Below are 21,380 nucleotides of genomic sequence, written 5' to 3' on the forward strand. Positions count from 1 at the left end.
TAGATGCTTCCTGATTTGCAGGCCTTGTTGATGGGTTTCGCTGCGCTCCACCCATCCTACATCATCAGTGGCTACGGGTTTGGCGTAGTGCCGCAGTGACGGCGGGCAAAAAATACATGTTTGGTCCCTTAACCAGCATAGAATTGCTGCCGCCCTGATGAGCAGCTTGACAGGCGCACCGATAAATGCTAAGCATACGTCCTCATCGGGACGTGGCGCAGACTGGTTAGCGCGCTTGCTTGGGGTGCAAGAGGACGGAGGTTCAAATCCTCTCGTCCCGACCAGCAAAACAGCAAAAAGGGTCGCTTGGGCGCATGTGCTCAAGCGGCCCTTTTGATTTTGCAGCCGTTCAGTGGCGCCGGGGGCAAAAGGCTACTGGAGTTTCACCGGAAGTTCGCCGGGCAGGCCCGGCCGAATACCTCCGTTGCCTGGAACTTTGATGAACATCGTCCGCTGATCCGCAAAAAAATTTGCCGAAAGCTCATAAAACCGCATGAAAACACTGGACTTGCACTCCGGTTTAGTATTAAAGAGTTGGTGGGGCGGCTTTCTACGGGGAATCGGTTGTTTCAAAAAGGAGGGAAAGAATGACCAAAGCAGAACTGACCGCATTTGTAGCCGATAAGGCCGGCATCACCAAAAAGGCAGCAGAATCCGCCATCAATGCGTTTACCGATGGGGTTTCCACCGCACTGGAGAAGGGGCAGTCCGTTTCTTTACTCGGGTTTGGGAGCTTCAAAGTGGCGGAGCGTGCTGAAAGAGAGGGCAGAAATCCTAGGACCGGTGAAAAGATCAAGATTCCTGCCGCTAAGGTAGTCAAGTTCACACCGGGAAAGGCGCTGAAAGATCGAGTCAAATAAACCGGCAGCTGCCAGCCTTCCATGGGAGGGTCACTGAGCAACGCAATGGGAACGATATCCTGAGCCGCCCCGCCTTTTTCTTCTCAGCGAATTGTCAACACACCAGCTCAGCGCAGTGAAAGAGGGTCTCGTTTTCTCGCTTCTTTCACCGGCTGCGCCCATCAGCTCTTTTCCTTGACCGCCGCACCGATCTTGCGTCCGAGCTCGATGCATTGCTTTAAATCGGCGTGGGACGGGGCGTATTTCACCCGCAGCCCGGCATCCGCCAGTTCAATTTTCATCTCCTCCATGACCCCGGTCAGCAATTTTACCGCCTCCCCGCTCCAACCATACGACCCGAAGGCGGCCCCCAACTTGTTGAGCGGCTTGAGCCCCTTCAGGTAAGTGAGCATGTCGGCCATGGCCGGCATCATGCCGTTGTTGAGGGTGGACGATCCGAAAATCAGTGCTCTGGCATCCAGGACCTCCGTCATGACATCACTGCGGTGGGCATATTTCAGATTGAAGATCTCAAAATCGACGTTTTCCTGACTCAACCCATCGCCGATGGCATAGGCCATTTTCTCAGTACTGTGCCACATGGTGTCATAGATGATGAGGGCTTTTTCCTTGCCCTGCTGGCGACTCCATTCAGCATAGGCGTCGATGATCCTTTGCGGCTCTCCCCGCCAGATAAGTCCATGATCGGGTGCAATCATATCGATCGGCAGGCCCATCTGCTGCACACTGCCGAGCAGTTTTTGAATGAGCGGCGAATAGAGCAGCAGAATATTGGCGTAATACTTGGCAGAATGCCGCATCAGTTGGCTGAAATCCACTTGATCGTCGAAGCGCTGACTGGTGGCCCAGTGTTGACCGAAGCCATCGCTTGAGATGAGCAGCCGATCCTCCGGAATGTAGGACATCATGCTATCCGGCCAGTGGAGCATGCGCGTTTCAAGAAACTGCACGCTCTTTTTCCCCAGGCGAATGGTCCGGCCGGATTCGACCACTTCATACGGCCAGTCGTCGCGACGGTAATGCTCCATGAGGGCCTTTTTGCCCATGGCCGAGCAAAAGACCTTGTGCGGCCGGATCGCTTCCATGATCTCCGGCAGAGCCCCGGAATGGTCCATCTCCACGTGGTTCACGATCAAATAATCCACTGTGCGCGGCTCGATAAGGCGGCTGATGTTGTGCAGCAGGGTATCCTTGAAGGGCTTCTTGACCGTATCAAACAAGGCTGTTTTTTCGTCCAGCAGCAGGTACGCGTTGTAGGTTGTTCCCTTGGGTGTCGAATAGCCGTGAAAATCTCTGATGTTCCAATCCACAGCCCCGACCCAGTAGATGTCCTTTTTGACTTCGACAGGCAGCATGTTCTCCTCCCTTACAATGGTCAGCCATGAGATTCGCAGCATTGGGCTCAGTTGTTCATCCGGGCGTTTTCAAACCGGTCCACTGTGCAACCTGTATATAATAATGACTCGCACCTGGAATTGAAAGAGTCGGAAGGGGGTGCAATTCACAGCAGTGCAGTCTTGGAACGCTGAATTCCCGCTCAAAAATCAGCACAACGACATTATACGCGGGCCGGGAACAAGCAGGTGCAATGGGCAATCGAGGTGTGCTAGGATAATATGCCTTTTTGTCTGCAGCTGGTCGCTTCATTCCGGCTGCCGACTCCTGCATCGCGGATTCGCTGGATGCCGCAATGTCAGGTGTGGTTGTCCGGCATTTTTCTGAATCCTTGACAGGCGTTGTGCCGAAATTGGAGATGGCGTTGATGGTGACGAAAAAGTCTCTTTTTTCCTGGGTGCTGGAATGCTGCCGCGGACTGCAGTTTGCTCTGTTCATCATGGTCCTGTTCACCGTCTTTTTCCGCGTCTTTCCTTTGGAGATGCAAAAGCGCATTGTCAATGTCGCCATCCAGTCACGCAACCTGAACGCCCTGTTTGTATACTGCGGCCTTTACATCGGCGCGGTTGTCATGGCCGGCGTGCTGAAATACTTCATCAATGTGCTGCAGGGCTATATCGGACAAAAAATCCTCTATCAAATGCGCACCAGGATCTATGCGCACATTTTGAGCCTGCCTCTGGCGTTTTTCCGAAGAACGCCACCGGGCATGGTCATCTCTTCACTGACATCGGAACTCAGCGGACCGGGTGATTTTTTGGGCAGCGCCCTGGCGGTGCCGGTCATCAACCTGCTCACGTTAATCACGTTTGCCGGCTATATGGTCTATCTCAACCCGCTGCTGGCCTTCCTCAGCTTCGCCATTTATCCGGCTGAAATTCTGATTATTCCTGTACTGCAGCGACGCTATAACAGGCTCAATCAGGAGCGCATCAACGTCACCCGCAGCATGAGCAACGCCATAGGCGAAGCCATCTCCGGCATGCACGAAATTCACGGCAACGCCGGTTATCCAATCGAAAACAAGAAGCTTGACACCTTCGGCTCGATGCTCTTCGGTCTGCGCCATCGCATGAACAAGAACAAGTACCTGGTCAAATTCATCAACAACTTCTTTCAGAGTCTGGGCCCTTTCATTTTGTTTCTGCTGGGCGGCTATTTGACCATCAAGGGCCGACTCGATCTTGGCGCTCTGGTTGCTTTTCTGTCGGCCTACGAAAAGTTGTACGATCCGTGGAAAGAACTGATGGACTACTATCAGGACCTGCAAGACAGCAGGGTGCGCTACCATCAGGTCATGAGCTATTTCGACCAGGCCCCGGAATTTCTGCTCGAGCCGGAGGAGCCACGAGAGCCTTACCGGTTGCAGGGCAAAATCCAGGTGAGCGGTCTGGATTACATCGTTGACGGCGATATACACATTCTGGACCAGATTTCCCTGGGATTGGAGCCCGGCCGGCAACTGGCCGTTGTCGGCTTTTCGGGGAGCGGCAAAAGCACTCTGGCCATGGTCATCGGGCAGCTCTACAGTTATTCCCGCGGGCATGTCCTGTTTGACGGCATGGAACTCAAGCAGCTGACCAAACTGGATGTCAGCTACAACGTGGGCTATGTTGCTCAGCATCCCTTCATCTTCGACGATTCCATCCTGGAAAATATTCTCTATGCCTGCAAGTCTCTGCAGCTCAATGAGCTGCTCAAGGATGAGCCGCTTCCGGACCTGGCCCGCATTCTTCAGGTGGTGGACGAAGTGGGACTGACGGACGACATTCTCCGCTTTGGGCTGAATACCATGCTCGACATCAACCGGCATGCTGCGTTGGCTGACAGGCTGGTCGGGGTGCGCGAGGAGTTTTACCGTCAATGGGGAAGCGAACTGGCGGAACAGATCGAATTCTTTGACGCCGAAAGACTGCTCAGGAACACCAACATGGCCGAGAACATCACCTTCGGCTATCCCAACCGTAAGGTTTGGGAGTTGGAACAACTGCCCGCCAACAAGGCCTTCAGGCAATTCCTGGAGGAAACGCAGCTGACTCAGGATTTGCTCGGACTTGGACTGGAACTGGCAAAGCAGACGGTTTCTCTGCTCGAGGATCTGCAGGACGATCAATTCTTCTTCGAGATGAGCCCGATTCCGCGCCACGAATTTGATCTCTACAGCGCCCTTATCGAGCGCCTGAAAAAGGCCGGGCACCAGCACCTGCCAAAAAAAGAGCTGGAGGCTGTCCTCAAGCTCGCCCTGCGCTTCACCCCCTCCATCCACAAGATGGCCACCTTGTCGAGCTCTCTGGAACATAAGATCATTCGGGCACGCCACAAATTTTACCAACAAATGTCCGAGCGAGATCCGCACGCATTCACTTTTTATCAACCGAACCGATATCTTTTCACTCACACCATCATGGAGAACATCCTGTTCGGTCATCCCAAAGCGGATCATCCGCGCGCCATGGAACAGGTCCAGGAGCGGGTGGTCCAGTTGCTGGACGAGCAAAATCTGCTTGACAAAGTCATGGAGGCCGGCTTGGCTTTTCAAGTGGGAAGCAAGGGAGACCGGCTTTCGGGAGGGCAAAAGCAGAAAATAGCGCTGGCCCGTTTGTTCTTGAAGAGGCCTCGCATTCTCATCCTGGATGAGGCCACCGCCAGTCTGGACAACCGCTCACAAGCGAGAGTGCAGGAGCTTCTCAAGACTACATTGAAAGGCCGGGCGACACTGATTGCGGTAGTCCATCGGCTTGAATTAGTTAGAGATTATGATCAGATTGTATTAATGAAGGCGGGCAAAATCGTCGAAGCCGGTCAATACGAAGAACTCCTGGCACGAAAGGGGCTTTTTTATGAACTCGCCCACGGAGAATAACGCCCCATGTGTTCCGAGTGAACGCGCGGGTCAGTGCGAATTGGATGCCAACCTTGACGTGTTGCGAAAGATCCCGGTTTTTTCGGGAATACCCTTGCAACGCCTGAAACTTTACGCTTATCTATGCAAACGGGCTTGCTACCGGGCCGGTGAATTCATCTTCCGCCAGGGCGATGCGGATGACCGCGGGTACATCCTTCTTTCCGGAAGTGCGCAAGTCGTCAGGGAATATGAAAACCATTCAGTCTACCTGAATGAGCTTCGTGCGGGCGAGTTTTTCGGTGGTGTGGCACTCCTTTCCGACATTCGCAGGCTGTTTTCGGTCAGAGCCACCACCGACGTCGAGTGCCTCACCCTGGACCGTGAGAGCTTCCGCAAGCTGCTCGTACAATTCCCCGAAGTGGGAGTGAAGGTGCTTGACATGATGATCAAAAGAATCGTGCAGATGGAAGAAAAACTCATGCAAAAACATGTGCATGAGTGCGTCTACGGATGAATCCCAAAACGCCCGGACCACCGCCGGTGGAGGACCGCTGCCGAAGGACGGGCCATGGAGCAATACCATGACATCGGAATATACCCCGCGCTTCAGGCGTCTGCCGGCGGAAAAATATCGTCTGCAGTAGGAGAGCCGATGAACCCGCTGCCGCAAAACCTGCAAAGAGAAGCCGAACGTATCGCCTCAAGGCACCCCTGCCCGGCCTTTTATGTACAATTTAAGGCTCCTCTTTCCTTCGCGCGCAGGCTGTTCTTCAACCATCCCCTCCTGATTCTGCTGCGCGACAGGTTGGAGCCCGTTTTGCAGGAGGACCTGGGACACGGCATGTACCACAGCGCGCGCGTGAGCATTGACGGAGCCGCCCTGATACAGGCGGAAATGGAAACGAATCCCATGGAGCCGGCGCGGCTCGAGAGACTGATCCTCATGGGCTTGATTGCAGGGCTGCTGCATGACATCAGCCGGGGCGAAGAGCGTCACGCGGAGGTGGGCGCGCGCGAGGCCCTCAGGTATCTCGAGGCCCTCCCCCTGCAAACCGAAGAAATCGAGTGCATCTGCCAGGCCATCCGCAATCATGAAGCGTTCGTCACGCCCAAAACCTGCGCACGGCCGTCATTTCAGCTGGTGAGCGACTGCCTGTATGATGCGGACAAGTTCCGCTGGGGGCCCGACACTTTCACTCACACCCTCTGGCACATGATGAATTATCAGGAGCTCACCGCGCAGGAGCTCATTGCGCGCTTTCCGTGGGGCATGACCGGCATGGTGCGCATTGCAGACACATTTCGCACCGCCACAGGGCGACAGTTCGGACCCGAGATTATCGAGACGGGAATGGAAATCGGCAAGGAAATCTACCGCTACCTGGTGCAACATTTTGGAGATTAGCTCTATGTCAAACGATACCCTCACGGCCATCCAAGGCATCCAGGTGGGGCACGCATCGCTGGCAAACGGTCCCAGCGGCTGTACCGTCATTCTGACGCGAGGCGGCGCGACCGCCGGTGTAGACGTGCGCGGCGGTGCTCCCGGCACCTACGGCACAGATACACTCAATCCCCTGAATCTGGTGGACCGTGTGCATGGTATTTTTTTTACCGGCGGCAGCGCCTTTGGCATGAGCGTGGCCGAGGGGGTGCGCAATTATCTCAGCAGCCGGGGAATCGGCTTTGACAGCGGCCATGGATTGATTCCCATCGTATCCGGAGCAGTGATCTTTGACCTCGGTCTCAACCAATCGGGGCTTTACCCCGATGCGGCCCTCGGCTTCGAGGCCTGTACCCAAGCCTCATCGGAGCCGGTGCCGCAGGGCTGCGTGGGGGCCGGCACCGGTGCCTCGGTCGGTAAGTTATACGGTCTGCAGCAGGCCATGAAAAGCGGGCTGGGCAGTGCCTGTGTGAAGGCACCCAGTGGGGTTAAAGTGGCTGCGTTGATGGTGGTGAACGCTTTCGGCGACGTCATCGATCCCGCCCTCAATCATCCCATTGCCGGTTGCCGCAAAAGTCCGCACAGCTTGCAGCTCATCGACGCCGACGCTCAGCTTAGACACCTGAAACAACTGAAGGGATTCTCCGAAGGTCAGAATACCGTTGTGGGCGTGGTAGCGACCAATGTAAAATTCACCAAGACCCAACTCACCAAGGTGGCGCAAATGGCCCATGACGGTTTGGCACGCACGGTTTATCCGGCCCACACGCAATACGACGGCGATACCATTTTCAGTTTGAGCTGTGGAGACCTGGAAGGGGTGGAAGTGAGCGTGGTCGGTTCGCTGGCGGCTCAGGCGACAGCCCGGGCGATCCTGCACGGAGTTCGCAAAGCCTGCTCATGGGGACGGCTGCCTGCCTTCGCCGACCTCCATCCTCGGTAACCAAAACGTTCCATGACAGGGCGCGAGCCGCCCTGTGCTATTGCCGCCTTGCTTGGACCACAATTGAGAACCGGCCGGCTCGATGGCAGGATTTGATCCCTAACCAGAAGATAAGGAGTCCCACATGGATCGGTTCAATCCGTTCACCACCGCCCAGCAGCAGTTGGACGAGGCAGCCGGGGAGCTTGGCCTGGACCCCGCAACGCACGAGTTGCTGCGCTGGCCCATGCACGAGATCAAAGCCACGCTGCCCGTAAGGATGGATGACGGTTCGACGCGGATTTTTCATGCTTTTCGAATCCAGTACAACACCGCGCGCGGCCCGGCCAAGGGCGGTATACGCTGGCACCCCCAGGAAACGGTTGATACCGTGCGGGCACTGGCTGCCTGGATGACCTGGAAGACGGCGGTAGTGGATATTCCCCTCGGCGGAGGCAAAGGAGGCGTCGTCTGCAATCCCAAAGAACTGTCGGAGCGTGAAAAGGAGCAACTGGCGAGAGCGTATATCAGGGCCATGGCAAGGTCTCTGGGGGTGACCAAGGACGTGCCGGCCCCCGATGTCTATACCACTCCGCAGATCATGGCGTGGATGATGGATGAATACGAAACCATCGTCGGTGAAAACCACCCCGGAGTGATCACCGGCAAACCGATTCCCCTGGGCGGTTCACAGGGCCGTGGCGACGCCACCGCGCGCGGCGGGATTTACGTTACACGGGAGGCCGCTCAAGCGCATGGCATTGATCTGAGCGGGCAGTCCATGGCCGTCATGGGTTTCGGAAACGCCGGCCAGCATGCCGCTCTGCTCGGGGAAGAGATCCTCGGGCTCAAGCTGGTGGCCGCATCGGATTCCAAAGGCGGCGTGTACAACCCTTCGGGCATTGACGCGGCACAGCTCGTCGACTACAAGCTCAAAAACGGGCAGCTCAAGGGGTTCCCCCATGCAGAGGCGGTGACCAACAGGGAACTTCTCGAGTTGGACGCAACAGTCCTGTTTCCGGCTGCGTTGGAAGATGTCATCACGCGGGACAATGCTCCTCGAATACAGTGCAGGATCTGCTGTGAACTGGCCAATGGACCGACCACTCCTGACGGCGACGGCATCCTCAATGACAAGGGGGTTATTGTTCTGCCGGATTTCCTGGCCAACGCCGGCGGCGTCACGGTCTCCTATTTCGAGCAGGTGCAGAACTCGAACAATCTCTACTGGGAACTGCAGGAAGTGCACTGGCGCCTGGACAAGAAGATGACGCACGCCTTCCAGAGTGTGTATGAGATGAGTCAAAAGAAGCAAATCAGCTTGCGCCGGGCAGCCTACCTCGTTGCGGTGGCCCGGGTGGCGGAAGCATGCAAGCTGCGCGGCTGGGTGTAACGATTCGAGCGGGCGGAGGTTTGAAATTGTCAGAGTCCAGCTGTGTTGCCGAGCTCGTAAAAGTGCATCGCATCGTTCGCACCATCGTGCGTTACGAATCCCTGCAAAGGGAGATCCGCGGCATTTTTCTCACTGCCCTCGAGGAGCGGGGCATCGTCAATGACGCAGCGCTTGAGCGCGAGGCGCGACGGGCCCTGCGCGAAGAGGGGCGGGACGCGGACCGGGAAGCTCTGAACGAATATAAGAACGCCTTGATCGATCTATACTTTGCCCGCCACTTCACCCAGTCGGAGATCGATAACCACATCAATCTGGCGAGGAAGCTCGAAGCATTTCAACATCTTCATGAAGTGGTCAATCGAGAGGATGCGACTTCTGCACGCATCAAAAAGGCCCTCAAAGCGTTCTGTGAGATTCCCCAGGGCAACCTGTACATTCCCCCCAGTGAGGCAGAAGGAGTGCGGGTCGCGCTGATCAGTCACTTCATTTCCAGTCAGCTGCCCTTTGTCGGCGTTGCCAAAAACCATATCACCATTCGCGACATCGATGAACTGATCGATCACTGCTACTGGAACCGCCGTCGATCCGGCAAAATAGGGGGCAAAGCGGCGGGCATGTTCCTGGCCTACAAAATCATTCTGCCGCGGCTGCAGGAGTGCGATCCCGAACTGGAGAAATATATTCACGTTCCGGAATCCTATTATTTTAATTCGGGCAATTTTTCCGATTTTCTGGATTACAACCGGCTCTATTCGTTTCACAGCCAAAAGTACAAAGCCAGTGAGACCATCGAAGAAGAATACCGCAACATGTCCGCGCTTTTCAAAAAGGCTTCCTTTCCTCCCGATGTCATCGAGGATTTTCGCGAATTTTTGCAAAAGGTTGGGGAGCACCCCCTGATTGTCCGTTCTTCGAGCCTGCTGGAAGACAGTTTCGGCTACGCCTTCTCGGGCAAGTATGAATCGGTCTTCCTGGCCAATCAGGGAGAGCTGCAAAATCGTCTCAATGACTTCATGTGGGGGCTCAAGCGGGTTCTTATGAGCATCTTCAGCCCGGCTGCCATCCTCTATCGGCGCGATCACCAACTGATCGATTTCGACGAGAGGATGAGCGCCCTGGTGCAGAAGGTCGTCGGGCGCCGCTTCGGACCTTATTTTTTCCCTTTTGCGGGCGGCGTGGCTTTTTCGCAAAACGCCTATGCCTGGACGCCTCGAATCATCAGAGAAGAAGGCATGGTGCGCATGGTTCTGGGGTTGGGAACGCGCGCCGTGGATCCCGTGGAGTCGGACTATCCGCGCATGGTACCCCTGAGCCACCCGACCCTCAGGCCCGAAGTCGAACCGGCACGAATTCGCAAGTATTCCCAGAAGCTGATCGACGTCATCAACCTTGAAGCGCGCCGGGTGGAAACCATCCCATACGTGGATTTATTTGGCCGGATCGACTATCCCGACCTGTACTACGCCCTTTCGAGCTATGCCAATGAGCACATGGCCGCGCCCATGTACAAGACCCAAACGGTTGCACTGCAGAATTCCATCATCACTTTTGAAAATTTCCTGACCAAGACCCCCTTCGTTCCTCTCATGAAAAAAGTGCTGCGCAGACTGGAGGAAGCTTACGGCCACCCGGTCGATGTCGAATTCGCCTGGGACGATGACAGATTGTATATCCTGCAATGCCGCTCCCTTGCGGTGGGCGAGAAAATAGGCCGGGTGGTGCTGCCGGACAATGTGGCCCCGGACGCCATTCTCTTCACCAACAACGTCGGCGTGTTCAACGGTATCGTCAGGGATGTCGAGTATATCGTCTATGTCGATCCCAAAGCGTACACTCTGCTCGACACATACGAAGACAAAATGCTGATCGCCCGGCTGGTCGGCAAAGTGAACCGGCTGCTGAAGGGCAAGCGTTACGCTTTGTTTGGCCCCACCCGATGGGGCAGCAGCGATATCAATCAAGGGGTCAAAGTGGGCTACGAAGACATCAATCACACTTTGATTCTGGCGGAGGTCGCCTTCAAGGAAGACGGGTCGACACCCGAAGTTTCTTACGGCACGCACTTTTTCAACGACCTGGTCGAGGCGAGTATTCTACCTCTGGCCATCTATCCGGATCGACCCGAAACGGTTTTCCGCGAAGCATTTCTCCTGGAGGCCCCCAATCTTCTCGCATCCCTGGTGCCTGATTTCGCCGCCTGCAGGGATGTGGTGCGCGTCATTGACGTGCCCGCCCGCACCGACGGCCGCTGCCTCCAGGTATACCAGGATGGTCAGGGGCAGCAGGGAATCGGGTTCTGGAGTCACGCAGACCAGTAGGGCCGGACTTCAGCGAACGGTGACGGCAAATTGCGCGGTCTTTTCAGGGGGAACATCCTTTTGCCAGGGGCGCACGTATTTCATGGCGATGGTCGCCTCGCCCGTACCCACCGCCCTGAAGGTCCAGACTTCCTTGCCGCCGGCACCGACCAGTTTGGTCTCAGGCCCCTGATAAACATCCCCAATCAATCTGACCACCCTTTCGTCCAATGGCTCCGCCAGCTCCCAATGATACCCGGTGGTCGGATTGGAATCCAGGCTGACCGAAAACTGTTCTCCCTCATCCACAATCAGGTGTTGTTGATGAGAGTCGTCCGCTCTGTTCACCTGCGTCTCCTCCACCAGGCTTTCCACGCCCACGAGCTTGGTACCGGTAAAATTCCCCAGGCCGTCAAAGCGAAAAGCAAATTTTGCCTGGCCGAGCAGTTCACAGGCATGGCATCCGTCCAGGAGACGGTAATTCAGAATAAAGCGCTGCCCCCCGCCGGCCAGTGCTTCCGCCGATATGTCCTGGTCGCTCGAGCGGTCTCCCGGCCACACCGAGATATTCGGGAACTCCCTGACCAGGTGAACATAGAGCGGATCCTTCTGCAGTTCGCCCCGCGGCAAAACGTTGAAGTTATCCACATCAATCAGTTGAGGGAAGCCGTTCACCAGCAAAATGCCCTGGTTCTCGTTGGCCCGAAAGGGATATTCAACGTAAGCAATATCGACTCTACCGCTCTCCTGAAAATTTCTGACATAGGCCAGGTTGCCCGATCCCCTGGCAAACGCAGCCGCTTCGACCGAGGCTCCGTATGTGGCCATAGCGGCTATGAAGCATTCCTCAAAAACCTGCCCGGTAAAATCGGCGCATTCCCCCCGTATACTATCCATGGCCTCGGCGCCCGGCTGCCACACGCTGGCAGGCCCGACCGCCTGCTTTGGCTTTGTTTCTTGAGCGCCAGCGGCCCAACCCGCAAGAATAAAGAGGTTGACAAGAATGCAGAAAAAAGCGGCGAGCTTATGCGGTCTTCTCATGGCTCCTCCCTGGACTCCGGGGACATGTCAATGGATCAATCCGGAGATATTTTCAAGACCCCCGCGCCTTCCATTCTTCCGTTGCGCAGGTCATCCAGCGCCTGGTTGGCCTGCTTCAGGGTATACAGCTGCACTTCGGTTTGCACCGGCACCTGCGGTGCTATGGCCAACAGCTCCTCTCCATCCTGTCGGGTCAGGTTGGCCACCGAACGCACCACCCGTTCTTCCCACAGCAGCCGGTAAGGAAAGGCAGGAATATCACTCATGTGAATTCCGCCGCTCACCACGGAACCCCCTTTGGCCGTCACACGCAAGGCTTCCGGCACCAGAGAGCCGACCGGAGCAAAAATGATGGCCGCATCCAGTTGATCCGGAGGAGACTGGGTCGAATCCCCGGCCCAAACGGCGCCGAGCCGTCTGGCAAAATCCTGCGCCTCCCGGTCTCCCGGACGGGTAAACGCATACACTTGCACCCCTTCAAACAGGGCAATTTGAGCTACAATGTGGGCCGCTGCGCCAAATCCGTAGATTCCCATTTTCTCAAGGTTTCTGCCGGCCATCCGATAGGTGCGGTAGCCTATCAGGCCGGCGCAGAGCAGCGGGGCCGCTGCGGCATCCCGGTAGCTGGCGGGAATGGTAAAACAGTAACGCTGATCCGCTACGGCATACTCTGCGTAACCACCATCCAGAGTATACCCGGTAAACTGGGCATGATCACAGAGATTCTCCTGGCCTCGCCTGCAGTAGCGACACGCACCGCAGGTAGAGCCCAGCCACGGCACCCCAACCCGGTCTCCCGTCTTGAACTTGTCCACCCGCTGGCCGGCGCGAACCACCGTGCCGATAATTTCGTGGCCCAGAATGAGGGGCAGCTTGGGATGGGGGAGCTCTCGATCGACGATGTGCAAGTCCGTATGGCACACGCCGCAGGCATGGATGCGCAGCAGTACCTGTTCGGGTGCGGGTCGAGGAACAGGTAATTCCCTGTAGCGCAGCGGTTCTCCCGGATTCTCCAGCACCATGGCGCCCATTTTGTCAGGAATTTCCATGCGTCACCCCTTTTCCACAGTTTTCCTCTGCATATGAGCCAGGTAGTCATCGAGTTCCTGCAGACTGGTGAAGATCCTTTCAGGCGGAAGGGCCCTGATGATATCAAAAACCATCCTTATCTGTGGTCGGAGGTTGCTCACCAGCAGCTTTCCATCCTTCTCCCTGAGCCGCTTTCCGGTCTTGACAATGACCCTGACCCCCATGCTGCTGATGAAATTGACTCCCTCCATGTCGAAGATGATGATGTCCGGGCAACTTTGCGCAAAAAGAGTATGCAGATGCTCCTGCAAGATCATGTACGTGTTGGAATCCAGCGATCCCACCGGCTGCACGACGCACACTCCCGGTTCCTTTTCCTTAGAACTGACCTCCAATGGCATAGCGTTGTCTCCCATGCACATACAGCCCCCCGGGCTGCCTGCCCGATCCTTGCGACAAGAATCCGAAAAAAGGCAGCTCCTCCACTGCAAGCCTTTGCGGATGACCATACTTTTCCCAATACTTTAATTTCAAGAATAAAATTTAACTTTGTGTTCCATTCAGACGAGAAAGGCCCCTGCAGTTTTTGGAAACGCAGGAGGGAGGTCGGGCAATTCAGCGGGTGGCTGGTGGTACCAGCAAGTCCTAACGCAAGAACCACTGATGCACGATCGCACCAGCGAGCCACACGCTGAAGCTCGCGACGAGCACGACGGGCAAAGACAGGTGCTTTTGGAAGCAGGCCAAGGCCGTCAGAAAAAACAGGATGCTCGGCAGAATCCCCCACAATGCGGCCTTGGTGTAGCTTGTCATGAGCTCATAGTTGCCGGAGGAATCCGCATGCAGCCACACCAAAACAATCAGGCCGGTCTACGGCATGGTTGCCATGAGACCGGCCAGGGAGGGATATTTTCTGCCGATTTGCGTGCAAACGACAATGATAGTGATGCTGATGATGAGCTTACCGAAAAAGCCCATATCTACCCAAACGGTGCAAGAAGCTGCAGGAGACTGACTCCCATTGTTTTTGTGTCTCAACCGTTTGTGCGTACAAAGTCGCGCATGAACTGTACCAACGCCTCGACTCCTTCCAGGGGCAGAGCATTATAGATGGAGGCGCGGCAACCGCCTACCGAGCGGTGTCCCTTGAGACCGCCCAGCCCTGCAGCGGTGGCTTCACTGATAAATTTTGACTCCAGATCCGGGTCGGCCAATCTAAAAGTAACATTCATGAAGGATCGGGAATCGGCATCAGCCGTACCCCGGTAGAAATCCTCCCGGTCGATGCAGGCATACAACAACTCAGCCTTTTTGCGATTCAATGCGGCCATTTTTTCAATGCCGCCCATGGTCTCTTCGAGCCATTTCGTGACCAGTTGCACCACGTAAATCCCGAAGCAGGGCGGGGTGTTGAACATGGATTTCTTGCTCGCGTACGTGCTGTATTTCAACATGGTGGGGATATTTTCCGGGCAGCGCTCCACCATATCGTCGCGCATGACCACCAGGGTGACTCCCGCGGGGCCGGCATTCTTCTGGGCGCCGGCATAAAAGCAGCCGAACGGCGCCGGATCGAACACTCTGCTGAAAATATCCGAAGACATGTCGCTCACCAGGGGCACCTTTCCGGTATTCGGAAACTGGTGCCACTGAGTGCCGCGTATGGTGTTGTTGGACGTCAGGTGCAGATAAGCGGCATCGGGATCGACCTCGAACTGTCCGGGTATATACGTGTATTCCCGATCTTCGGAGCTGGCGATGACATTCACCTGCTTGCCCTGAATCCTCGCTTCCTTGATGGCCTTGGTCGACCAGGTTCCGGTGTCGATGTAGTCGAGGGGCCTGCCCTCCAGAGCCAAATTCATCGGCACCATGCAAAACTGCATGCTGGCGCCGCCCTGCAGGAACAGCACATGATAGCGATCGTCCAGCTTGAGCAATCGCTTGGTCCGGACAATGGCATCGTCCAACACCTCCTCAAACCATTTGGAACGATGACTGATTTCCAATATGGACATGCCCGAACCATGAAAATCAATCAGCTCGTCTCTAATCTCCTGCAAAACCGGAAGCGGCAAGGTCGCCGGTCCCGCATTGAAATTGTATATGCGCTGTGCCATGATCAAGTCCTCCCTGCACCATTGCAACGCCTGTTAGAGAATATGCAGCCCGCGGGGGTTACGCCCTGCCGGAACGAGCAGTCCCGGGTGACTGCACTCCGCGCAGAAAGCGTGCTCGGGCAGCCTCCCGGGCAAAGTTTCGGTGTAGAGGTGCTACGCTAATGAGCAAGCCGAATTTTGTCAATTACAATTTCCCCCCGGGTTTACAGGTGACTTCATGCAGAAATTGCCGGCGTGTTCGCGGCAGAGGTTCCGTTCTGGATGACCAGGGCAAAAATGCGCCCGACGCGAGTATGATATTGCAGCCGGAGCTGCCTTGATTGTATGCTGCCCGTGCCGGCTCCACTTAAATCCGGCGGTCCAAAAAACACGTAACCAAAGGGTGGATAAGAGCGCAAGAGAAGATGACTGCGACCCTGCTGGAGCGAGCCCATTGCCTTGACTATTTTGGCAGTCCGCAACGCGTCATCGAGGACGAGCCGCTGCTAAGCTGGGCGTGCCAGGCAAACATTTCACCGCCTGCAGCTCAGATGGCAGCCCTGCGGGAAGGGATCATCCCCCTGCGTTACCTCAAGAACTTAACCGCATTGAAACTCAGCGAACAGCACTCCATTTGCGCCGGCAGGGTGCTCGTTTGCGGTTGTGGCGGGCTGGGAGGCATCATCATTCAACTGCTTGCACGCGCGGGAGTCGGACACCTCCGGGTTGTGGACGGCGACGTCTTCTATGCCAGCAATTTGAATCGTCAATTACTCAGCAACGTTTCCAACCTGTCGCACTCCAAAGCGCTGATCGCCGCCCGGGAAACCCAAAAGATCAATCCCCTGATCCGGGTTGAACCGGTCAATTTGATCATGGAACAGAGAAACGCAGCAGAGCTGGTGCGGGACAATGATCTGGTGCTAGATGCGCTGGACAATCTGGCCGGTCGCTTTCTTTTGGCGGAGTCCGCACGCGAGGAGGGAATCCCCTTCATACACGCGGCGGTCGCCGGCTGGTGGGGCCAAATCAGCACCTTTATGCCGCATTCCTCGTGTGATTTGAAAAGCGTATACGGGGGATTGCGCTCGCGAGATCCAGCCGAAGAGGCCACCGGGGTGCTTGGCCCGAGCGCCGCGATCATCGGCAGCCTGGAAGCCCTTGAGGCCATGAGGCTGCTTGCCGGAAAGAATCCCGTTTATTGCGACAAACTACTCTATTTTGATGGAGAAAGCGGGCGGACAGAGCTGATTCCTTTGGCGTGTGAGTCAACGGATTGAGACGGGGTTGTCGCCGCCACGAAACCCAAAAAATCAAGGAGCATTTGATGCATGTGCACTGGTCAATTTCACCCCTTGCGGACTGGCAAGCCGAGGCCATTCTCTTTTTTACGTTCGAAGATTCCCGGCCGCTGTTGCCGGGCTTTGTACAATGGCTTGACAGTCAACCCTGGTGGCAGGCAGAGCTGACCCCATTGAGGGATTTCAAAGGTAAGCACCAAGAGACGTCGATCTATTACGGGCCGAGAGATCATTGCATAGCGCGGGTGATATGTGTCGGGCTGGGACCGGCGGAAAAATTCGACCGGGAAAAGCTGAGAAATGCGGCAGCGGTCGCCGTGCGCAAATGCAGGGAGTTACGCATCAGCCATCCGGCGCTGCCTTTACCGGCTCTGCAAGGCCTTCCGCTGGATGGCGCTACGGCGCTGCGAGAGGCCTTGATAGGGGCGGAAACGGGTCTGTACCGCTATGGCGCACTGAAGACGAGAAACGATGAGCCCGATGCTTTTCCCGAAACGCTTTGCCTTCTGGCCGGGCAGGAACCGGGCGACGATCTGCAGGAAGCTCTAAACGATGCGCAGCGAACAGCGCGGGGCATCTGCCTGGCACGAGACCTGGTCGTTGCGCCGGCAAACATTGTGACCCCTCGATTCCTGGCCGACAAGGCGCGCGAGCTTGCCCATCAATTCGCTTTTCAGATGCAATTGATTGACCTCGACGCCGCCCGCCGGATGGGTATGGGACTGTTTACCGCCGTTGCTCAGGGCAGCCGGGAACCCGCCTACATGATTGTATTGGAGCACCGTCCCCGCGGCACTGAAGAAGACCGGCCTCTGGTTTTGATCGGCAAGGGCATTACCTTTGATGCCGGCGGCATTTCCATTAAGCCGAGCAGCAAGATGGAGCTGATGAAGCATGATATGGCAGGAGCTGCGGCGATCCTGGGGGCTTTTCAGATTATTGGAGAAATGAAATTGGCCAGGCGCATCGTGGGAATCCTGCCCTGCACAGAGAACATGCCTGACGGCAAGGCCTACAAACCCGGCGATGTGCTCCGTTCCATGTCCGGTGTCACGGTGGAAGTCATCAGCACCGATGCCGAAGGCCGATTGATCCTGGGTGATGCCCTGGCCTATGCCCTTGACCTGAAACCTTGCGCCATGGTGGATATTGCCACCCTGACAGGGGCCTGCATTGTCGCCCTGGGCGACCGGGTCGGAGCCGTGATGGGCAACGAGGATGCGCTTGTGGCGAAGATACAGGAGATCGGAATGCAAGTGGGCGATCGCCTCTGGCCTCTTCCTCAATGGGATTTCTACTTCGACGACCTCAAGAGCGATGTGGCCGACTTCAAGAATGTTGGGGAGAGGAAGGGTGGGGCCATAGTCGCCGGGATTTTTCTGAAACAGTTTGTTCCGGACCATGTGCCGTGGGCCCATCTGGACATAGCCGGTCCCGCCTGGACCGAAAAAGATTTAGTCAGTGCGCCCAAGGGGGCGACCGGCTTCGGTGTTCGATTACTGGTCGACCTGGCGCGTCGGTGGCACCCCACAAAACAGTGTGGGTAGCTTCTTGGCCTGCCTTACGGGTCTTGTCTGGCCGGAGTCATGGGGGAGCCCCTGACTTCAGCTATCAATTTTTTCAGCTCCTCCCCTTCGAGGACCTCTTTTTCGAGCAGGATCTTTGCCAATCGCGTCAAAAAGTCCTTCTTTTCTTTTAAAATAGTGATGGTTTGCTGATGCGCCTCACTGATCAAACGGGACACTTCGGCATCGATTTCCCGCGCCGTGCCCTCGCTGTAGTCCCTTTCGCGCGGTCCCAGCCCGAGGTCCAGGTGGGCGGAACGCGGCTCGCGGGTGTAGGTGAGAGGACCCAGACGTTCGCTCATTCCGTATTCGGTCACCATGCTTCGCGCGATGTCCGTGGCTCTTTGGAGATCATTCTGGGCCCCTGTGGAGATATCCCCAAAGATGATCTCTTCGGACACTCTGCCGCCCAGAAGCACCTGCAACCGATCGAGCAGTTCATTGCGCGTCATCAGGTAGCGGTCTTCGGTGGGCAGTTGCTGAGTGTAGCCCAGGGCTGCGATGCCCCGCGGAATAATCGAAATTTTATTGACCGGATCGGCATGTTTCACCGACATGGCCACCAATGCATGCCCTGATTCGTGATAAGCGACGATCTCCTTTTCTTTGGGATTCATCGCCCGATTTTTCTTTTCCAGACCGCCGATGATTCGATCCGCCGCTGCCTGGAAATCCGCCATGGCAACCGCATCCGCATTGCGCCGCGCGGCAACCAGCGCCGCTTCGTTCACCAGGTTGGCGAGGTCGGCCCCGACAAAGCCGGGGGTCATGGCCGCCACTTTGCTCAGATCCACATCCGGTCCCAGCGTCACCCCTTTGGTGTGAATTTTTAATATCGCTTCGCGACCGCGGATATCCGGCTTATCAATGGCCACATGGCGGTCGAAGCGGCCGGGGCGCAGCAGCGCAGGGTCAAGGATTTCAGGCCGGTTGGTGGCCGCCATTATGATCACTCCGGAACTGGGATCAAAGCCGTCCATCTCCACCAACAACTGGTTCAAAGTCTGCTCCCTCTCATCATGCCCCCCGGTGGGGTTTAATCCACGCGCTTTGCCGAGCGCATCCAGCTCATCCACAAAGATGATGCACGGCGCATGCTCCTTGGCCTGCGAAAATAGGTCCCGCACCCGTGCGGCGCCAACCCCCACAAACATCTCCACAAACTCCGAACCGCTCATGCTGAAAAACGGCACCCCCGCTTCCCCGGCGACCGCCTTGGCGAGCAAGGTCTTCCCTGTACCCGGAGCACCCACCAACAGCACCCCCTTGGGAATGCGGCCCCCCAGCCGCTGAAATTTTTCCGGTGTCTTCAGGAACTCCACAATCTCCTGCAGTTCCGCCTTTGCCTCGTCGATTCCGGCGACATCCCCAAAGGTTACGCCCACTTCCTTCTCGGCAAAAATCTTCACTCGTGCCTTGCCAACAGAGAGCACACCCTGGGGACCACCGCCCATCCGCCTGATGAGGAAGCTCCAAAAGAAAATGAAAATAGCCAGGGGCAGCAGCCAGGAAAGCAGCACCTGGACCCATTTGTTTTCCAACTTGGCGCTGTAGGTGATGCCTTTCTCGTCAAGCAGCGGGATAAGGTCCGGATCGTTGACCCGATTGGTCACAAAGTGCTTTACAGGCTTGCCGGGCGTTTGCGGTTCCGCCTTCGCGCCCGGCGTCTGGCCTTCGGCCGTAATATCACCGCGGATCTTTTCCGGCCCCACTACCAGGTTGTTCACCTTACCTTCCTTAACCCATTGTTTGAACTGCGAATAGGGAATCTGTTCGCGCAAAGGTTCGGCCATATAGCTCTGCACCCAGGAAAGCAGCAGCAAAGCCAGCAGGAAATACCAGAAGGAAAAATGAATCTTCTTCTGCGAAGAACCGGACGGCGGCGTGCCGCCGCCCCCTGAGGCCCCTTTGAGGCGATTCATGATCTTGTCCATGGGACTGGAATCATCTTTGGATTGCCGAGCCATGCATGACCCTCTCTATTCAACGCCGATTGTCAGTTCAATTCCTACGTTCCATGTTCGGTCCAGGTTGCTCCGATCTTTGCCATCAGCCGTCGGGAACTGTCAATTTATACCTACTGCCTCGGCTGCACGCAAGGAAACGTTGCTCAACCATCGACAAAAAACCCAATGAAAAAGTTACGTGAAAAAAGGAAATTATCGTGCTTGCCTCTTTCATTTGGTTGCTTACTTTGCACTTCGTGATATTATGGTTCGCAAATCGCGGAGGCAACGGGTGCTTTCAAAACGGAATGTTAAGGAGGGTGTTACATGAAGGCCGGCATAAGGGCTCTAATCATCTCGGCTGCTGCTGTTTTTGTTGCATTATTATGGCCTGCTTTGAGTGATGTGGTCGCAACCAGGTTGTCGTTCGTTGCAACAGACGCCGCCCATGCTCAAAACATGAAGGAATTGTATCCGGTGGAGACCTTTATGGCTTGGCCCGAGGCAGGAGAAGCGGCCATCGCAGACCCGCTGGAACCGTTCAACCAGGCAATGTTCAAATTGAATGACAAATTATATTTCTGGTTCCTGAAACCGGTAGGCAAGGTTTACGCAAAGATCATCCCGGAACCCGGAAGAATCGGTCTACGCAACGCATTCTACAATTTTATCTTCCCCGTCCGCTTGGTGAACAACATACTCCAGCTTAAAATCACCCGGGCAGGAGCAGAAACAGCACGCTTTGTCCTCAATTCGACCTTTGGTTTTGCAGGGTTTTATGACTTCGTTGAGAAACAGTGCACGGCGAATCTGGGCCCTTACGAAGAGGATTTCGAACAGACGCTCGGCCATTATGGGATGAAACCCGTATTCTACATTGTCTGGCCGGTGATTGGCCCATCCAGTTTGCGCAACAGCTTTGGTCTGGTCGGCGACGCATTCACAGACCCTACTTTCTATCTCCCGATCCCCTGGTATGGAGTCGGTGCCATCAAGGCGTTACAGCAGTTCAACGCGATTTCTCTGCGGCTCGGGGAATATGAGGACTTTCTCAAAGCCTCGCTCGATCCCTATGTCTCCATGCGCAACGCTTTCATCCAGTATCGTGAGAATCTGGTCAGGCAGTAACCCGGGCAGCAACACGGTAATCACAGCCCCCGGGCTGCGGTTGCCTTCGTAATGGAAACAGCACATCAGCGACATATTCAATCGGGCGAGCCGCACGCGGCTCGCCCGGTTTTTT

The 21,380-nt window shown here is 56.1% G+C and carries 15 protein-coding genes, 1 tRNA gene and 1 pseudogene; 11 read left to right on the plus strand and 6 right to left on the minus strand.

Annotated features, from left to right (window positions below; genetic code table 11):
• The first annotated feature begins 206 nt into the window (after nt 1-206).
• A tRNA-Pro gene (locus K1V27_RS03805) sits at nt 207-284 on the plus strand.
• A 300-nt stretch (nt 285-584) separates the two neighbouring features.
• Nucleotides 585-860 (plus strand): annotated as a pseudogene (locus tag K1V27_RS03810) (HU family DNA-binding protein); the annotation flags it as partial.
• 161 nt (nt 861-1,021) lie between these two features.
• Here K1V27_RS03810 and K1V27_RS03815 read toward each other — a convergent pair.
• Entirely contained in the window at nt 1,022-2,215 is a 1,194-nt protein-coding gene (locus K1V27_RS03815) for an FprA family A-type flavoprotein (RefSeq protein ID WP_258928200.1), read from the minus strand.
• Nucleotides 2,216-2,622: 407 nt separating this feature from the next.
• Here K1V27_RS03815 and K1V27_RS03820 point away from each other — a divergent pair, with 407 nt between their 5' ends.
• The 6 genes from K1V27_RS03820 (at nt 2,623) to K1V27_RS03845 (ending at nt 11,177) form a co-directional block, all read left to right on the plus strand.
• Nucleotides 2,623-5,118, plus strand: a complete 2,496-nt coding sequence (locus K1V27_RS03820) for an ABC transporter ATP-binding protein/permease (protein ID WP_258928201.1) — start codon at nt 2,623-2,625, stop codon at nt 5,116-5,118.
• Nucleotides 5,096-5,614 (plus strand): cyclic nucleotide-binding domain-containing protein, encoded by a 519-nt coding sequence (locus tag K1V27_RS03825; RefSeq protein WP_258928202.1) that lies wholly within the window; start codon nt 5,096-5,098, stop codon nt 5,612-5,614. The genes K1V27_RS03820 and K1V27_RS03825 overlap by 23 nt, the downstream gene beginning before the upstream one ends.
• Before the next feature lie 54 nt (nt 5,615-5,668).
• Nucleotides 5,669-6,505 carry an HD domain-containing protein gene (locus K1V27_RS03830; RefSeq protein ID WP_258928203.1) on the plus strand — a complete coding sequence of 279 codons (837 nt, stop codon included), beginning with the start codon at nt 5,669-5,671 and terminating at the stop codon, nt 6,503-6,505.
• Nucleotides 6,506-6,509: 4 nt separating this feature from the next.
• Nucleotides 6,510-7,487 (plus strand): P1 family peptidase, encoded by a 978-nt coding sequence (locus K1V27_RS03835; RefSeq protein ID WP_258928204.1) that lies wholly within the window; start codon nt 6,510-6,512, stop codon nt 7,485-7,487.
• Nucleotides 7,488-7,611: 124 nt separating this feature from the next.
• Complete coding sequence (locus tag K1V27_RS03840; RefSeq protein ID WP_258928205.1) at nt 7,612-8,859, plus strand: Glu/Leu/Phe/Val family dehydrogenase; 1,248 nt, start codon at nt 7,612-7,614, stop codon at nt 8,857-8,859.
• The gene (locus K1V27_RS03845; RefSeq protein ID WP_258928206.1) at nt 8,835-11,177 is read left to right on the plus strand and encodes a PEP/pyruvate-binding domain-containing protein; all 2,343 of its coding nucleotides are present in this window, start codon (nt 8,835-8,837) and stop codon (nt 11,175-11,177) included. Before K1V27_RS03840 ends, K1V27_RS03845 begins: the two co-directional genes overlap by 25 nt.
• Nucleotides 11,178-11,186: 9 nt before the next feature.
• Here K1V27_RS03845 and K1V27_RS03850 read toward each other — a convergent pair whose 3' ends face one another.
• The 4 genes from K1V27_RS03850 to serC form a co-directional block, all read right to left on the minus strand.
• Nucleotides 11,187-12,197, minus strand: a complete 1,011-nt coding sequence (locus K1V27_RS03850; protein WP_258928207.1) for a protease inhibitor I42 family protein — start codon at nt 12,195-12,197, stop codon at nt 11,187-11,189.
• A 35-nt stretch (nt 12,198-12,232) separates the two neighbouring features.
• A complete protein-coding gene (locus K1V27_RS03855) occupies nt 12,233-13,228 on the minus strand; it encodes a zinc-dependent alcohol dehydrogenase family protein (RefSeq protein ID WP_353740525.1) in 996 nt (331 codons plus the stop codon).
• Between the two features lie 21 nt (nt 13,229-13,249).
• Complete coding sequence (locus tag K1V27_RS03860) at nt 13,250-13,627, minus strand: STAS domain-containing protein (protein WP_258928209.1); 378 nt, start codon at nt 13,625-13,627, stop codon at nt 13,250-13,252.
• Between the two features lie 633 nt (nt 13,628-14,260).
• Nucleotides 14,261-15,346 carry a 3-phosphoserine/phosphohydroxythreonine transaminase gene (gene serC / locus K1V27_RS03865; RefSeq protein WP_258928210.1) on the minus strand — a complete coding sequence of 362 codons (1,086 nt, stop codon included), beginning with the start codon at nt 15,344-15,346 and terminating at the stop codon, nt 14,261-14,263.
• 404 nt (nt 15,347-15,750) lie between these two features.
• On the opposite strand from serC, the gene K1V27_RS03870 reads away from it, so the two are divergent.
• Nucleotides 15,751-16,605, plus strand: coding sequence for a HesA/MoeB/ThiF family protein (locus tag K1V27_RS03870; protein ID WP_258928211.1), 855 nt, complete (start codon nt 15,751-15,753; stop codon nt 16,603-16,605).
• Between the two features lie 47 nt (nt 16,606-16,652).
• Nucleotides 16,653-18,173 carry a leucyl aminopeptidase gene (locus tag K1V27_RS03875; RefSeq protein WP_258928212.1) on the plus strand — a complete coding sequence of 507 codons (1,521 nt, stop codon included), beginning with the start codon at nt 16,653-16,655 and terminating at the stop codon, nt 18,171-18,173.
• 14 nt (nt 18,174-18,187) lie between these two features.
• On the opposite strand, the gene ftsH is transcribed toward K1V27_RS03875, so the two are convergent.
• Nucleotides 18,188-20,158 carry an ATP-dependent zinc metalloprotease FtsH gene (gene ftsH / locus K1V27_RS03880; protein WP_258928213.1) on the minus strand — a complete coding sequence of 657 codons (1,971 nt, stop codon included), beginning with the start codon at nt 20,156-20,158 and terminating at the stop codon, nt 18,188-18,190.
• A 306-nt stretch (nt 20,159-20,464) separates the two neighbouring features.
• Here ftsH and K1V27_RS03885 point away from each other — a divergent pair, with 306 nt between their 5' ends.
• On the plus strand, nt 20,465-21,265 hold the full coding sequence (locus K1V27_RS03885; RefSeq protein ID WP_258928214.1) for an MlaA family lipoprotein: 801 nt from the start codon (nt 20,465-20,467) through the stop codon (nt 21,263-21,265).
• Nucleotides 21,266-21,380: the final 115 nt, after the last annotated feature.

It is taken from the genome of Desulfoferrobacter suflitae (assembly GCF_022603395.1).
Classification (GTDB): Bacteria; Desulfobacterota; Syntrophobacteria; order Syntrophobacterales; family Syntrophobacteraceae; genus Desulfoferrobacter; species Desulfoferrobacter suflitae.